The sequence below is a fragment of the Anaeromicropila herbilytica genome (assembly GCF_016591975.1).
Taxonomy (GTDB): Bacteria; Bacillota; Clostridia; order Lachnospirales; family Lachnospiraceae; genus Anaeromicropila; species Anaeromicropila herbilytica.
In genome coordinates, this window is record NZ_AP024169.1 from 459697 (window position 1) to 474864 (window position 15168).

The 15168-nt window shown below is 33.2% G+C and carries 19 protein-coding genes; 16 read left to right on the forward strand and 3 right to left on the reverse strand.

Annotated features, from left to right (window positions below):
* Positions 1-29: 29 nt before the first annotated feature.
* The 4 genes from bsdtb5_RS01930 (at position 30) to bsdtb5_RS01945 (ending at position 2865) form a co-directional block, all read left to right on the forward strand.
* Complete coding sequence (locus tag bsdtb5_RS01930) at positions 30-944, forward strand: helix-turn-helix transcriptional regulator (protein ID WP_271714369.1); 915 nt, start codon at positions 30-32, stop codon at positions 942-944.
* A gap of 235 nt (positions 945-1179) precedes the next feature.
* Entirely contained in the window at positions 1180-1797 is a 618-nt protein-coding gene (locus tag bsdtb5_RS01935) for a helix-turn-helix domain-containing protein (protein ID WP_271714370.1), read from the forward strand.
* A gap of 165 nt (positions 1798-1962) precedes the next feature.
* A complete protein-coding gene (locus tag bsdtb5_RS01940; RefSeq protein ID WP_271714371.1) occupies positions 1963-2433 on the forward strand; it encodes a GNAT family N-acetyltransferase in 471 nt (156 codons plus the stop codon).
* A gap of 180 nt (positions 2434-2613) precedes the next feature.
* Positions 2614-2865: a kinase to dihydroxyacetone kinase gene (locus bsdtb5_RS01945; protein ID WP_271714372.1), complete on the forward strand. Its 252-nt coding sequence runs from the start codon at positions 2614-2616 to the stop codon at positions 2863-2865.
* A 174-nt stretch (positions 2866-3039) separates the two neighbouring features.
* Here bsdtb5_RS01945 and bsdtb5_RS01950 read toward each other — a convergent pair whose 3' ends face one another.
* The 3 genes from bsdtb5_RS01950 to bsdtb5_RS01960 all read right to left on the reverse strand — a co-directional run bounded on the left by bsdtb5_RS01950 (position 3040) and on the right by bsdtb5_RS01960 (position 5518).
* Positions 3040-3957, reverse strand: a complete 918-nt coding sequence (locus tag bsdtb5_RS01950) for an FRG domain-containing protein (RefSeq protein WP_271714373.1) — start codon at positions 3955-3957, stop codon at positions 3040-3042.
* A 61-nt stretch (positions 3958-4018) separates the two neighbouring features.
* Positions 4019-5041, reverse strand: coding sequence for a metallophosphoesterase family protein (locus bsdtb5_RS01955; RefSeq protein WP_271714374.1), 1023 nt, complete (start codon positions 5039-5041; stop codon positions 4019-4021).
* 12 nt (positions 5042-5053) lie between these two features.
* Positions 5054-5518 (reverse strand): hypothetical protein, encoded by a 465-nt coding sequence (locus bsdtb5_RS01960; protein ID WP_271714375.1) that lies wholly within the window; start codon positions 5516-5518, stop codon positions 5054-5056.
* Positions 5519-5826: 308 nt separating this feature from the next.
* Here bsdtb5_RS01960 and bsdtb5_RS01965 point away from each other — a divergent pair, with 308 nt between their 5' ends.
* The 12 genes from bsdtb5_RS01965 (at position 5827) to bsdtb5_RS02020 (ending at position 15165) form a co-directional block, all read left to right on the forward strand.
* On the forward strand, positions 5827-6444 hold the full coding sequence (locus bsdtb5_RS01965) for a hypothetical protein (RefSeq protein ID WP_271714376.1): 618 nt from the start codon (positions 5827-5829) through the stop codon (positions 6442-6444).
* 174 nt (positions 6445-6618) lie between these two features.
* Positions 6619-7506, forward strand: coding sequence for a MerR family transcriptional regulator (locus bsdtb5_RS01970; protein ID WP_271714377.1), 888 nt, complete (start codon positions 6619-6621; stop codon positions 7504-7506).
* Between the two features lie 207 nt (positions 7507-7713).
* Positions 7714-8523 carry a class I SAM-dependent methyltransferase gene (locus bsdtb5_RS01975; RefSeq protein WP_271714378.1) on the forward strand — a complete coding sequence of 270 codons (810 nt, stop codon included), beginning with the start codon at positions 7714-7716 and terminating at the stop codon, positions 8521-8523.
* A gap of 302 nt (positions 8524-8825) precedes the next feature.
* Entirely contained in the window at positions 8826-10103 is a 1278-nt protein-coding gene (locus bsdtb5_RS01980; protein ID WP_271714379.1) for a hypothetical protein, read from the forward strand.
* A 5-nt stretch (positions 10104-10108) separates the two neighbouring features.
* The gene (locus bsdtb5_RS01985; RefSeq protein ID WP_271714380.1) at positions 10109-10474 is read left to right on the forward strand and encodes a DUF7674 family protein; all 366 of its coding nucleotides are present in this window, start codon (positions 10109-10111) and stop codon (positions 10472-10474) included.
* Positions 10475-10851: 377 nt separating this feature from the next.
* The gene (locus tag bsdtb5_RS01990) at positions 10852-11109 is read left to right on the forward strand and encodes a hypothetical protein (protein ID WP_271714381.1); all 258 of its coding nucleotides are present in this window, start codon (positions 10852-10854) and stop codon (positions 11107-11109) included.
* Positions 11110-11161: 52 nt separating this feature from the next.
* Complete coding sequence (locus bsdtb5_RS01995) at positions 11162-11377, forward strand: enhanced serine sensitivity protein SseB C-terminal domain-containing protein (RefSeq protein ID WP_271714382.1); 216 nt, start codon at positions 11162-11164, stop codon at positions 11375-11377.
* Between the two features lie 331 nt (positions 11378-11708).
* Positions 11709-12647, forward strand: a complete 939-nt coding sequence (locus bsdtb5_RS02000; protein ID WP_271714383.1) for a radical SAM protein — start codon at positions 11709-11711, stop codon at positions 12645-12647.
* Positions 12648-12786: 139 nt separating this feature from the next.
* Positions 12787-13314, forward strand: a complete 528-nt coding sequence (locus tag bsdtb5_RS02005; RefSeq protein WP_271714384.1) for a GNAT family N-acetyltransferase — start codon at positions 12787-12789, stop codon at positions 13312-13314.
* A gap of 84 nt (positions 13315-13398) precedes the next feature.
* Positions 13399-13587, forward strand: a complete 189-nt coding sequence (locus bsdtb5_RS02010; RefSeq protein WP_271714385.1) for a hypothetical protein — start codon at positions 13399-13401, stop codon at positions 13585-13587.
* A gap of 343 nt (positions 13588-13930) precedes the next feature.
* The gene (locus bsdtb5_RS02015; protein ID WP_271714386.1) at positions 13931-14548 is read left to right on the forward strand and encodes a helix-turn-helix transcriptional regulator; all 618 of its coding nucleotides are present in this window, start codon (positions 13931-13933) and stop codon (positions 14546-14548) included.
* 32 nt (positions 14549-14580) lie between these two features.
* Complete coding sequence (locus bsdtb5_RS02020; RefSeq protein WP_271714387.1) at positions 14581-15165, forward strand: sugar O-acetyltransferase; 585 nt, start codon at positions 14581-14583, stop codon at positions 15163-15165.
* Positions 15166-15168: the final 3 nt, after the last annotated feature.

A 15168-nucleotide genomic window follows, 5' to 3' on the forward strand; every position in this document is an offset into this window, starting at 1 on the left:
ATTCTTTATTGGAAGGGAGGCGAAGAACCTTGTATGAATGGAATGAAGCAATACAAAAAATGATATATTGGATTGAAGAGCATATATGCGAAAGTCCATCACTTCTTGACATGTCAAATCAGATTGGATATTCACCATATTATTGTTCAACTAAGTTTCATGAGATTGTGGGAATGACAATGAAAAGCTATGTGTCAGGACGTAGACTTGCAAAGGCCACACTTGAAATACGTGATACAAGTGAGCGTATTCTTGATATAGCAATTAAATATGGTTATTCCTCTCAAGAAGCTCTGACGAGAGCTTTTGTTAGTGCCTACGGATGTACACCGGCGGCATACAGACGTAAACCTATTCCAATAGCACTTTCTAACATACAAGTAGTTTTGTTTCCTGATTATTATATGAATAAAGGAGAACGAACAATGAATAAAGCATGTTTAAAAGATCCAGAGATACGTATGGAATATATTCCAACACATAAGTACATTGGTATATGGAGTAATGAAGCAGATGGATACGGTGATTTTTGGGCAAATAATAATTGTGATGAGATATGCGGTATTATTGAAAGTATGAGACACTTATCAGATCCAGTTGTTGGATGCCATATGGCGGGTTGGCATTTTGTAAATGGTGAAAGAAAGTATTTTTATGGTTTTGGGGTACCAATTGACTATAATGGCGATATTCCAGAAGGTTTTACTATGAAGGAATTCCCTGGAAGCTATTATCTTGTATTTTTCCATCCACCTTTTGATTATCTAAAAGATAACAACGAGGTAATGGGGAAGGTTGAAAGTCTTGCATGGAAATACGATATTGAAGCCAAGGGCTTTGAAACCCAAAAGTACCAATGGAATGAAGAGGTTTGTCAGGACTATCAGCGCCATTATCCAGAAGTGCTTGGATATGAGATTTTACGTCCTGTAATAAGAAAGTAAATTAGAATATGAAACGTAACTCCTTAGAGGTCTTAAGATTTAAGTCTCTAAGGAGTTTCGTTGTTTCAATTGATCCAGTAACCATATTCTATAAACTTATAAAATCAAGCCTCTAAGGCTTGATTTCTCTAGAGTCTACGTATCGTAGACCCGATTCAACTAGTGATATCTTGCGTTTTGTGGTATAAAAATCATAATAAGAATATGTTAAAGATAACCAGGAGGATGAGTGAATATGGATAGTATAAAAATAGGATATTTTATAGCGGAGTGTCGCAAGGAGAAACAGATTACTCAACAACAACTTGCTGATCTACTGAATATCACGAACAAAGCAGTATCAAAATGGGAGACAGGAAATGGTTTACCTGATATTGCAATTCTTACAGAATTGGCAAGTATACTGGATGTGACCGTTGATGAAATTCTAAGAGCTAAGAAAAATGATCATACCATTACGGTATCAGAGGATTCGAAGAGGGATATCAATACCCAGAAAGAGAAGAAAGATAATACAGATGCGGTGATAAGTTATTTAGTCCATAAATCAATAAATAAATTTAAATTAATGGCTATTGTCAGCACCATATTATCAATCGTTGGTGTTATCATACAGTATTTTATCTGGTCTGAGACGAAAGACTTAACAGGTTGGTTATTTGGTTGTTGGTTTGAGGTCTGTAGTGCAGGTGTCTTCTATTATTATAGAACAATGATGAAAAATCAAATCGAAGACTATAATGCTACAGCTGATATAAAACAAGATGTAAAAGATATCACCAATCCATATTTGAGAGTTTTGATAGTAGCATGGGTGGTTATGCTGTTCACGATTTTCTTTTATCTTATTTAAAGAAAGTTAAGTAAAAGAGAGCAATAAGATAAGAGTATAAAAATAGGTTATAAAAAAGAGGCTAATGAAGAGAGCTGCTTACATAAAAAGCAAGATAATATATTAGTAGGAACGAAAGAAAATATGATATGATAGAAAATAAATGATACTAAGGAGAGAAAGAATATGAACATTGTAAGAGCAGATAAAAAAGACATCCAAGGGATTAACCGATTATTAAGTCAGGTATTAATGGTGCACCACGAAGGACGTCCTGATTTATTTAAAGCTGGTGGAAAGAAATATACTGACGAGCAGTTATATGATATGTTTGAAGATGATACCAAACCTATTTTTGTTGCAAAAGATGAGAAAGAAAATGTTGTTGGATATGCATTTTGCGTATTTCAGCAGCACCTAGGAGACAATATCCTGACGGAGGTTAAGACGTTATATATTGATGATTTATGCGTGGATGAAAATATTCGAGGTCAACACATAGGTCAAAAGCTTTATGAATACGTTTTATCCTACGCCAAACAACACGAGTGTTATAATGTGACATTAAACGTATGGTCCTGCAACCAAAGTGCGATAAAGTTCTATGAGAAATGTGGGTTAAAGCCACAAAAAATAGGGATGGAAATAATACTTTAGAGTTCAAAAATGGTTTAATAATATAGAATTATATGGTAAGATATTGGAGAATAATTTGAATTAAAAGGTTAAAGAGTAAAAGAAATAAGATTATGAAAGGATGCCACGTTGGATTCTTTTGCTCGTTATTATATGTGGCAGTATCGCAGGTCAGTCTGTGATATATGATGGGTTAAATAAATGTTAGAATTCAAATATGATACACAATTGTTAATTGAAGGAAAAGACCTTGATGAAGACGCAATCAATGATTATTTTACAAATAATTTTAAAGGAGATTGCTTATTAGCTGTTGGAGATGATGAACTTATTAAAGTCCATTATCACACGAATGAGCCATGGAAGGTATTAGAATATTGTTCAGGATTAGGCGAAATATATGATATTGTAATCGAAGATATGGAGAGACAAGCAAAGGGATTACAAGGCTAAGAATCCATAAGACTAAGGATATAAAAGACTAAGGATATACAAGGCTAAGCTTTTACAGAGGAGAACGTTAATAACCAAAAGATTATTAACGTTCTTTTTTACACACATTTATAGATTGACGGTAACTATTTATAATTAGGATTCAGCGTTAAAGTTGAATACGGTGATGTTTGATTAATTCGTACGAATTCCTTCATTAATTACCTGATTAAATACTTCTGCAGCAATACTTGTGATATCAGGATATAACGATAGTCTTGTTATACCAAAATGTTCAAGCTGATTCTGAATCTTTTCAAAGTCTTCCCAGGCAATATTGATTTTATAAAGATAATCACTACTATCAGGTTGTTTGTTTAATCCAACAAGATCTTTAACACGAGGAAATACGGTGAAAGTTCCTTTTTGTGCGACAATTCGAGTGGTGTTATTAGGACCAATAGCAGCAGCTGGTTTCGTGCTATTTAAGATATTGCTATCAGGGCCAAAGTATAGATTAAAAGACTCTTCTTCAACATTTGGGATATACCCTGGTTTCAGATAGCTATGGAAGGAAAATGCTTCATTTAAAGTGACCGGATTAAGTACCCAAACAGATGCATCAATGCCCTTTTTAAGAGAGGGATCTGTTGGATCAGTTGCGAAGAATAATGCGGTTAAGGCATCACTGCTCCAGTCAAGGATACGTGCTGGAAGTTCATAATGCCTTAACATAAATAACCAGCTCCAATAGGAAGTAACTCCACCAGGTAGAGGAAAGGCTGGAAGCCTCTCAACATAAGGAATTGCCAATGATTTAAATTTGGATAGAAAAGCTGTTTCGTATAAAGGATTTAATTGAAGATCCTTCTTTTTTCTGGTGATTGTAGGAAGTAAGTCAAAACCTTCTTGCGCCTGCCCGCGAAACCATAAGGTACATTTATTTTCCGTCCCAGGATCACATAAGATTGAAAAAGCATGATCAATAGCGGATAGATATTCCTCTATGCTTTTTACACGCACTTGCTTTATTGTATCTTTAGGAGGGGGAGTCTGTTCTAGTTCCTGTTTATCCTCCGTAACGGCATATTTTACTGAAAAATCATTATGCATATAAGCTCCCTTCTGTAGCTTTCAGCGACTATAAATTAGGTAATCATGTTAATATCCTATATCAAAGGCTGATGATGTCATAAGGATGAATAGGATCTACAGCCAATATGTTTTTTACATAGTTGTAGTTTACTCTAATTGCGTGATATGGATATTTGTACTGGCTACTACACTTAGGATTACATTTGCCTCCACATACAGTATCACAGTTACCGCCCGCAGCAGTTAAGAAGAAGTCAAATTTATAATGCGGGTCATAATAGCGGGTAGGAGGCTTGCAATGTCTGTGGTGAGAGGAAACAGTAATCATACTTCTATAATGTTTATCAAGAATATCTTTACTAAATAAAGTGGAGTATTGGTTATTTAGAACATGAGATGGATTACCATTACCTATTGTACCTATTTGTGGTGGAATGTGCATATCAACAATGAAGCGAATCTTATTACTTACTCCTTGCAGATAAGTCATCCATTTATCAATCTCTTTGATTTCTTTTTCAAATTTGCCTATATCTACTGAACCAAAGCTTCCTCTATTTCCATAACCTGTATTTAAAAGTACGATTCTTAAGTACAATTTATTGAGTGGAACTACCTGTACATCTGGATGGGGCGCTGATGGATCCGATTTAAATAATTCATCTGCAGCCACGAGATTATTGAAGGCAGTTAAATCATAGTTCGTTACTTGACCGTTTACTTTAATTAACTTAAAATCATGATTTCCAGTATTTAAAAATAAAGGAATCTTATCTTTATCATTCGTATATGGGTCATAAAGAGTCTTCCAAGTCTTATCTATGAATATCTGAAGGTTATCTATACCATGATCGGTAGCATCTCCTCCATGAACAATGCATAGAATGTCACCATTGGTATTCGAAGATATAATCTTTTTTAGCAATTGTTCATATTTGGACTCAGGTGATTGGCTACATCCAGACATGCCAATATGAGTATCGCCCATATAAACGATAGAAAAATTCGAAGGTAGTACAGTTCCACTTTTCGTAAATGCATCTTCTTTTACTTTAACAATACGATATGCTTCTGAATTTAATTTTGGTCTTGTCGCAGCCATAGCACATCCCACCTAACATATGTTATTTGATACACTACCGATTGCAGTTATATTGCTGCCTAGAATAGATGCTGCATCAACACTGTTGTAGATTAGAATAACATCGATAAAGTATGTGTACTGCTTTCCACCTGCTACTTCATCTATAAAATCCATGGAATAAGTCTCGTATTTCTCTAAGGTAAGAAATACCGTTTCACTTTCTGATCCTAGATCTCCGGATAGATTAACTACATATGGCATGGAAGCCAATTCAGTAACGTTACCGTTTCTATCTTTTCTGTTTAACTTAAAGAGTAAATTAAGTTGTTCTGTTAGTGAAATGGTGTATTTTAAAGTACAGTTATAACTAATCTCTAACTTGGCGCTTGCAAAATTTCTGGTATCTACAGTCAATTGTCCCACAGAGATTCTATCCTCAATACCCATGTTATCTAAATCAATATAATTGGTTTTATTACTTTCAAATACTAACATAATATACCTCCCCTAATTGTTATGAATTAAAAATATCTAGTGAATGAGTAAGATGCCTATAATATCATATGCAAGATGTCGAAAAATGTGCTATTTTGTAATAAAGAAAGGGTGAGAGAAGTAAAGAAGAAAACCCGAGAGTAAACCAAGTAATAGATCCAAAGAATTAAACCAAAGAATTTAACTAGAAAGTTAAAAGATATAATTAAAAAAATAGAATATGTAAATGTTTTACTTGTGTTGTTTGACTTCCGATATTAGGAAAAGTATAATTGATTTAATAAATTAATTGATTCGAAAGGAGCATTATGAGGAAGAAATTATTAATAGTTGTTATAATGCTTCTATTATGTTGTTTGTTTGCTTCTTGTACAAAAGGTGCAAAAACAACACAATCTCATACCAAAGAAAGTATTCAACCATATGAGCTTACAAAGAGTGATTCAGATTTATTACAAACGTTGAATCTACAAGATAAAGCAAATATTTTTACTTTTAAGGCGCCAAAAGCAACCAGAAATCTTGAAGTAAGCACTTATGTCCTAAATAAGGAATGCAAATGGGAAGAAAATGGTCATGGAAAAGTCTCAATTGATGATACGAATCGCAATATGTTAGAAGGTACTTTTTCCATGTTGTTGAGTGATCACTATAGTATTGAATTTAATATTGATACTATGGGAAAGGCATCATATAAATCTGATGAAATAGTCTTAGATCAACAAAAGCTTGCATCCTCGAAAGTTTATTTATCTCAGAACAAAAGGATTAGACTAGGCAAGCAGATACCAGTTGCAATTATGGTATATGATAGTGGGAATTCTATGAAGACTTATAGTGTAGATGATTATTTTCATCCACAAAAATTTCAGGGAATGGATTTAGTGCAAGCTGTGGTTTTAAGATTTTCTGATAATGAGAAGTAGTTTTTGTTGAAGATGATATAATATTTCTGTAAAAAACAATTGACTACCACCTTGGGTGTTGGCTTATGATAATTTTAGAAGTTAAGTTGGAAAAATAATTATTCATCCAGGCTTATTTAAAATTATACGAGTTTGAACAAGTCAACAATAAATGGAAAGGCAAGGGTATTAAGTATGTTAATTAACGAAGCTAGTAAGAAAACAAATTTAACGAAAAAGGCAATTGAATACTACACAGAACACGGATTGATATTCCCGGAGGTATTAGAGAATGGGTATAGATATTTCAATGAAAGTGATATTGAACGATTAAATCATATCTCAGTTCTTCGTAAGCTAGGACTAAGTACGGTTGAGATAAAGGCAGTACTTGATGATAAAAGTGGAGATATACTAAAAGACTTATCTCTACAGAAAGAATTAAGTGTGCAAAGAGAGCAGAGAAAGAAAGACATTCTTTATCAATTAAGTTGCGGTAAAAGTTATGATGAAATAAGTGACGATATGAAAGCCATTGAACAAAGTGCTACCATAACAGAAAAACTATTAGGTGCTTTCCCAGGATATTATGGTAGGTTCATATGCCTTCATTTTGCCAGATTTCTGAATGAAGTGCCAAGAACAAAGGAGCAAAAGCTGGCATATAACGAAATCATTGAATTCCTAGATAATGTTCCTTCCATAAACTTTCCGGAAGAGATACAAGCTTATTTTGATGAAAGCACAGAGCATATGACTACAAATCATATTAATAAAATGCTAGATAATATGAAGCAAACTTCTGAGAATCCAGAAAGATTTTTAGAGGAAAACAAAGAAATGTTAGAGCAATATCTAGCATTCAGGCAGTCCGATGAATATAAGAATTCTCCTATGTATCAATTGCAATGTTTGTTACAGGAGTTTAATAGAACAAGTGGATACAATGATATATTTATTCCAGCAATGAAGAGGCTAAGCGTATCTTATGCAGAATATTCTAGACAATTGGTAATTGCTAATGAGAAATTCTTATCTAAGTATCCCGAGGCTGAGAAGATATTAACGATTCCTAAGGAATAGGATTAAATTGACTTTCTTTTTTTTGGAAACTATAATGATAATAAGATATATTAAGAAGCCAATATTCTACTGATTAATATATCTATATAAAATTATTAGGAAAGGATGATAAACATGAAGTATATAGAGAAAATGAAAGCACAAAAAACAGTTATAACATGGAGGGAGAACAGAAAATAACCTCCCTTACAGAAACGGAGGACTTTTATGTCATTTAATTGGATCGATAAATCACAATACACATTGGATAGTTTTTTATTAATGGATCGATGGCTTATTCGCATGATCATAAATACAAGTAATAACTGGCCTGAATATGCTGAGAACCTATCCTTAGCTTTAGCGTCAAAGCCATATGTTGCTTGGTATTGTAGTAAAAAAGCGCCTGAAATAAAGGAAAAAGTAGAACAACTAGTTCTATCAGCGCCATTAAATGCTACTAATGAGCAAATCAAGAAAGCCGAGGAATTCATTGTAGAAGCAACTGAAACTTCTATTATTTATACTGACCCTATCAATATGAATCGAAATTGTAATTATATTTACAACTGGAAAGAAGAACGTCTATTAGAGTTAGTTGATTTCAAGGATAAGATTGTATTGGATATTGGTAGTGGCACTGGAAGGTTAGCCTTTGCAGCAGCAAAACTAGCACGAAAGGTATATGCCTCTGAACCAACCGATATGCTTCGTGAATATATGAAAGATAAGATAAAAAATGAGGGTATTTCAAACGTGGTAGTTGTAGATGGGACAGTGGAACACATTCCTTATGAAGATAACACTTTTGATATAGTTATGTCTGCACATGTAGTAGGTGATTATTACGATGCAGAAATTGCAGAAATGGAAAGAGTAGCAAAAAATAATGGTTATATACTTGATTGCATCGGTGACGATGATAGAATAAGGGAAAAACCTGATGAAGAAATGCTAAAGAGAGGGTTTGAATATTTATATCATAAGAGTACTTTAGGTGGTGATATCTATCGATATCGAAAACAGGTAATGAAGTAAATATGAATATACATAGTTCGTTAAGAGCAGAGAATTAATTAATAGACTTCCTAGAAACTTTGAATAGTAAAGTTTCTAGGAAGTTTTTTGTTGCATATATTTTGAGCTTTCTTTCCTCCGGTGAAATCATTTAATTACTAGAAATCACCAAAAACATGTCATTCGTCCGAAAAACATGTCGTCTGTCAGGAATTCAACAAAAATGAAATGGATTGTGATAGAATATGGAAAATGAACAGAGGATATAAATGAAAACCCTGCGAATAGATAGGTAAGATTTTGAATGGAGGAGGGAACAAAGTGTGCTTGACTTAGAAGTAAGGATTGATATACTAAAAGGTAAAGTAGATGAAATAATCAAATATACAGAAGAGTTAGAACTGATGCGGGATCGAGTCTATCATGTTATGCGAGAGGTAGAGGGTACAACACTTGGAAATAGTGTATCGAATCAACTAGATCATATAATAGAAGAGATCATTCATGAAAGTATTACTATGAAGCAGTATTATAGCGTATTAGAATCTGCTATTCAGTCATACGAAAGAACAGAAAACAAGATAGTAGAAAAATATGTTCAATCTAAAACCGATGAAAAGGAACATAAGAAAGAACATAAGAAAAAGAAAAAAGAAAAATCAGCATGGGATCATGTAGGTGATTTTTTTGTTGGAGTAAGAAATGGCGCAGGTGATCTAGCAAATAAAGCGGTAGATAAAGGGAAGGATGCTATTGATTTTGCAGCCGGAACAGTAGGAGAAGCAGTATCTCAGGTAGCTAGTGTCAAGGATGTTGTTGTTAATCTAGATGATATCGCTTTAGCAGATCTAACATCATTTCTTGATAATCCAGAAGAGTATAAAAGAAAGACGAAGAATCAGGTGGAAAAAGGAAATTTCACAGATGATGTGACCTTATTGGGGACAGGAATATCCATGATGGCAAGTGCTTTTGGAGTAGATGCACCAATGGATGCCAGAGATCTTGCCGCAGATGTGAAAAACTTTGATGGTTCAAAGAAAAAGGCAGGAACAATATTGGTAGATTCCTTAGCCTTTTTACCGCTAGCAGGGGTATTTAAGAATGCGGATGAATTGACATCGCTTAGTAAAAAAGCAGTTAAGGTAAAGCGAGGAGTTAAAGTTACAAAGGCTGTAAAAGGTGCAAAGAAGGGAGAAAAAGTAGCAAGTGAAGTTGCGGTAAATAAGACTGGTAATAATTTGACAGATTATTATGTAGGGCCAAATGGTAAAGCATTACCAAGCCAATATAAAGATTGGATTGGTACAAATATACAAGAAGAATTATTAAATCAAGCAGAAAATCCTCAATTGAAAAACGCAATAAAACAGTTATATAGGGGTAAATCATTTATTGGAGATGGAGGTACTGCTGACGTTATTAAATTTGAGCAAGAAACTGGGATTATGTTGGGAAAAAATGGAGGTTCACATGTTCAAAAGGGAATCGATTTGGCAAGCTATATTGAAAATAAAATTTTAACCCAAAACTTAAGTGAAACGGATAAGGCATTGGCAACAAAATTATTAAATGATTTAAAAAATGCATTAGGTAGGTGAAATTGATGGAATATGATAATTTATATTTAGAATTTAAAAAAGAGGTGCCTGAGTGTTTGGGATTTTTCGACAAAAAAGAAACTGATAACCTTGTTGATGATACAGTAGGAGTTCATATTTCATTTGGAATGGTCGTAGTTCCATATATTTGTAATATTATTAATGACAAAAAAACTGAGGAGATAAAGAAAGTTTTTGACTTTATAGAAAAGATGGCAGTTAGCAAGGATATTAAGGTTCAAGAAGTATTGGATTTTACAGTCTTAGAAGGATTAGCGGATGAAGGATATGATGTGTTAGAACGATGTAAAAAATATATGAAAATAAATACAGTACAGCATTGTGAGGAAGTTGAAAAATATTTTTATTAATTAAATTATGGCTTTATTTTAGAACTTTTAAATACTTAAATACTAGTTTCTTAATTCAATATTTGTGGTAGTATAGGTTATACTATATTTAAAAATGGAATAAGAGTTATTTAGTACTCATCTATTATCTAGACTTCCTAGAACTTTGAATATTAAGGTTTCTAGGAAGTTTTTTGTTGTCTATATTTTGAACGTTCTTTACTTTTGCGAAATCAATTAATTACAAGAAATCAATCAAAAATATGTCATTCGTCCGAAAAACATGCTGTCTGTCAGAAATTCAACAAAATTAAATGAATTATGATAGAATATGGAAAATGAATAGAGGGTCTAAGTGGCACCACAATGTTCGAGAATTGAGTATTGGAGGGGAATAAATGAGAAGTAAAGAGTTATTAAATGAGTTACAAGTTATAATCAATCAGACTAGGATAGTTGCGTGTATATCGCCAGGTTCAATTGATGAGACTATTTATAAAAAGTGTTATAAAGCTAATAAAAATATTGAATCTAATGTACGTTTTAATAAAAATGATTTGATAGGTTTTAGTAGACCATATGCTGACAAATATGGATATAATGCACCTTTATTAGAACACATAAGTAGGATGGAAAAATTAATCGAGATGGAATAGGATCATTATGATTATTAGATAAATTAGTGAAGTTTTTGAGCAACTTAATTGTGTGGATAAGGCATATTTATTATGGATGGTAAGAAATAATCAAGCAAGTTATTTATTGATATTAGATTCTTGTGAAAACAGTGAATTACTTTTTTCTCAGATAGCAGAGGTTAGTAGATCATGTTTATCGGGAAAATTGTTAGATATAATACCAGTAAATTCTTCTTTTGGTAAAGTGGCGATTAAAGATCATACTGCATTTTATAGTAGAAATTAATAGTTTTAAAAAATAGATACACTCTATCTAGCTTTTTGCTAGAAGGAGTGTTTTTATTATGAGAATTAACAAAAGGAATTAAAGTATGGGAGTACAGAAAAGAAGAATTGGAGTATATCTATTCCCTCTCTTCTTGACTTCCCACTATTAGGAAAAGTATAATAAATACATAACAGAAAGAAGAGGTCACTATGCACGATAAACGAGGTAAATACTCAGTACAGTTTTAACAGTCAGCAGGTTGTACTGAGGTTAATGAATAAAGGATGCTGGCTATAAAGCTGTGCTGCTTCATGGTAACTACCAATAAGTATAGACAAGGAGCATAGTGATGCAAAACTTAAATCAATATATAAAGAAAATAGACCGTGTAGAATATGTTATAACAGATGCTTGCACTAGTAGGTGTAAACATTGTTCAGAAGGCGATTTAAAAGGGAAACATAGATTGGATGCTGATATTGCAGCAAATGCATTAATCGAATTAGCACAGTATTATGAGATTCATTCTATTATGACATTTGGCGGAGAAGCGTTATTATTTCCTGAGAAAGTAGCCAAGATACATACAGTAGCCAGACAATGCAAGATAGAGCAACGACAACTTATAACAAATGGCTGCTTTTCTAAGGATATGAAAAGAATTGAAGAAGTAGCTTGTATGTTAGAGGAAAGCGGTGTAAATGATATTCTTCTATCTGTGGATTGCTTTCATGCTGAACATCTACCACTCGAATGGGTAAGATGTTTTGCGGTAGCTTTAACAAAGCACTATTCTGGCAAGTTGATGTTACAGCCTTCCTGGGTACGGAACCCTGATGAGGATAACCGATATAATCAGAAGACTAGAGAGTGTCTTGCATATTTTGATGATCTAGCCATTGAACAAGCTAGAGGTGATATCATTTTTCCACAAGGAAATGCTACGAAGTACTTATCTGAGTATTTTGAGAAGAAGCCAATTAATCTAGACTTTCGATGTGGAGATGCTCTATACTCAACTGATTTATTAGGTATAAATGAGATATCAATAAATAGTAATGGCGATGTGATACCATGCAGCTTTCCAATAGGTAACATATATAAAGATAACATAATTGATATCATACGAGGTTACAATCCGTATCAGGATCCATTAACGAAGTCCTTGGTTGAAAAGGGGATATATGGGCTGATAGAACAAGCAGAAAAGCAAGGGATTCATCTTAATATAGAACAGTATTACAGCCCATGTGAGATATGTCATGAAATATGTCGTGAAATAACGTAACAGAGAGAATGTTAAGAGAAGGAAATCATAAGAGTGAAAGCAAATTAATTTAAGAAAGGATGCCACATATGGATATCTTTACACTTTTCTATTTGTGGCAGTATTGCAGTCCAACCTGTGATATGCGATGGGTTTAAAAATGAGAATTGAGACTAAGGAATTAATTATTCGTAATTTTGAACTGAAAGATGAAAAGGATCTATGCGAATATATGTTACAGCGAGTTAATGAAAAGTTTGAAGCATACCCTGATTTTACAGAGGAAAAAGTAAGAGAAGAGATTGAATACAGAGCGAAGAGTGATGAGTTCTATGCGATTGAACTAAAGGAAGAACATAAAGTTATTGGAAATATCTATTTAGGAAAAAGGGATTTTAATTCCAGAGAACTGGGCTATGTATTAAACAGGAACTATCAACATAAGGGTTATGGTAGTGCAGCCAGCAAAGCGATAATAGACTATATGTTTTCCGAAGGTCTTCATCGAATCTATGCAGAATGCTGTCCAGATAATATACCTTCATGGAAACTGATGGAGAGTATTGGAATGGTGCGTGAAGCTCATCTAAGAAAGAATGTTTCCTTTCATCAGGATGAGAACGGTAAACCAATTTATTGGGATACCTATATTTATGCAGTCTTAAACCCTGAGGATGAGCTGGAGTAACATAACGAGTCATATTAGATAGGAATACTTTAATAAAAATAATGAGATTTTAAAAACAATTAGACATAAGAGGAAGTGAAGAAGTTGGGTAATAGAAAATATATTAAGATTATTGGATATTTGGGAATTGTGCTTTTTATAATTTTAAGTATAGTAAGTCGTGTAACAGACATAAGTGATATAATATATGTAGCTGTAATGATGTTATCGCTAATAATGTTTATACCACTTTGCATTCAAGAAATAATATCTATTAAGAAGGATAATCTTTAGTTAGTACATATATCATATACACTAAAAGTGCTTATTAATATTTTTTATAAAGACATTTAGGGATTTGTGTTTATCCTAATATAATATTCTATTTATTTTAAAAGGGGCTGAAAAAATATTTCAGCCCTACTTATTGTGGAAAATATAATTTGGAACAGGAATCTATTTGGGATATGGATTACATTTTACATTGGAAGTAAATTATATTGTATGATGCATCATGTTAGAACATTGTTCGTATTAGACCATGAAACGTAATGGGAATAGGTTATATTAAATATGAATCATAATCACCATAGATCATACTAATGATACATTATAAAAGAAGGATAAGGTTAGAAATATGAAGCTATCAGAAAAAATACATTTACTTAGAAAAAAGCATAGTTTCTCACAAGAACAGTTAGCTGAGATCTGCAATGTTAGTAGGCAATGTATCTCAAAATGGGAGGCAGATATCGCGTTACCGAATGTAGATAAACTTTTGGTATTGAGTAATCTTTTTCAGGTCTCAATTGATGTTCTGTTAAAAGATGAGTTAGAATTAGACGGTGCAAAAGAAGTACATACCTGTGGTAATCATGCGGTTCAACAAGAAAAGACAGGCTTATATGAAGGCATTCTTATTAAGGAGAGCATAGAAGGTGAAGGAATACTTGATTACCTCACGATTAATAAGGTAGAAATATGGAGAACGGAAGGTACGCCAAAGTATTGGACGGTGATATATTTTACATCAATAATATCAGAATTCCCAAACTTAATATCCAAGGTAATCATAGCTAATGAGGCAAAGGGTGGTAATTGGTTCGTTGATTTTAAATCAAGGAATACGAAATATATTGTATTTCGAGATAAGGTCTTACACTATACAATCGGAAATCATACAGAAAAGCAAAAAGTCTGTGAGGAATGCAAAAAGATGGGAATTCCAGAGGATCAAATGCATTGGTCTGAATAAGAATATGTTAAATGAATGGAAGGAATAAGAGAATGGATATTATTGAAATTATGAAACAAAAGAAAGAATATTGTTCAAAGCATACCGATATGCCAAGAACATTACAAGAAAAGGCAAAAGAATTATGTTTCAAATATAATCAGACAGGACCATCAGAAGGAGAAAAGAGAGGTAATATTTTAAAAGAATTACTAGGAACTTGTCATCCACTAACCTTTATTGAACCATCGTTTCGATGCGATTATGGCTTTAATATACATACGCATGGACTTACGGTAATCAACTATAATTGTGTGATACTAGACACATCACCAGTCTATATTGGTGCAAATGCATTTATTGCGCCTGGTGTATGTTTAGCCTGTTCAGGACATGCCGTGATTCCAGAACAGAGAGCAGAAGGGATTGGAACATCAAAACCAATCACCATAGAAGATGATGTATGGATTGGTGCGAACGCTACGATCTGTGGAGGAGTTACAATTGGAAAAGGCAGTATTATTGGAGCTGGCAGTGTGGTAACGAAAGATATCCCTTCTGGAGTAATTGCAGTCGGGAATCCTTGTAGAGTATTAAGAGAGATTACCGAAGAAGATAGAATGGAATTGAACGTATAATAA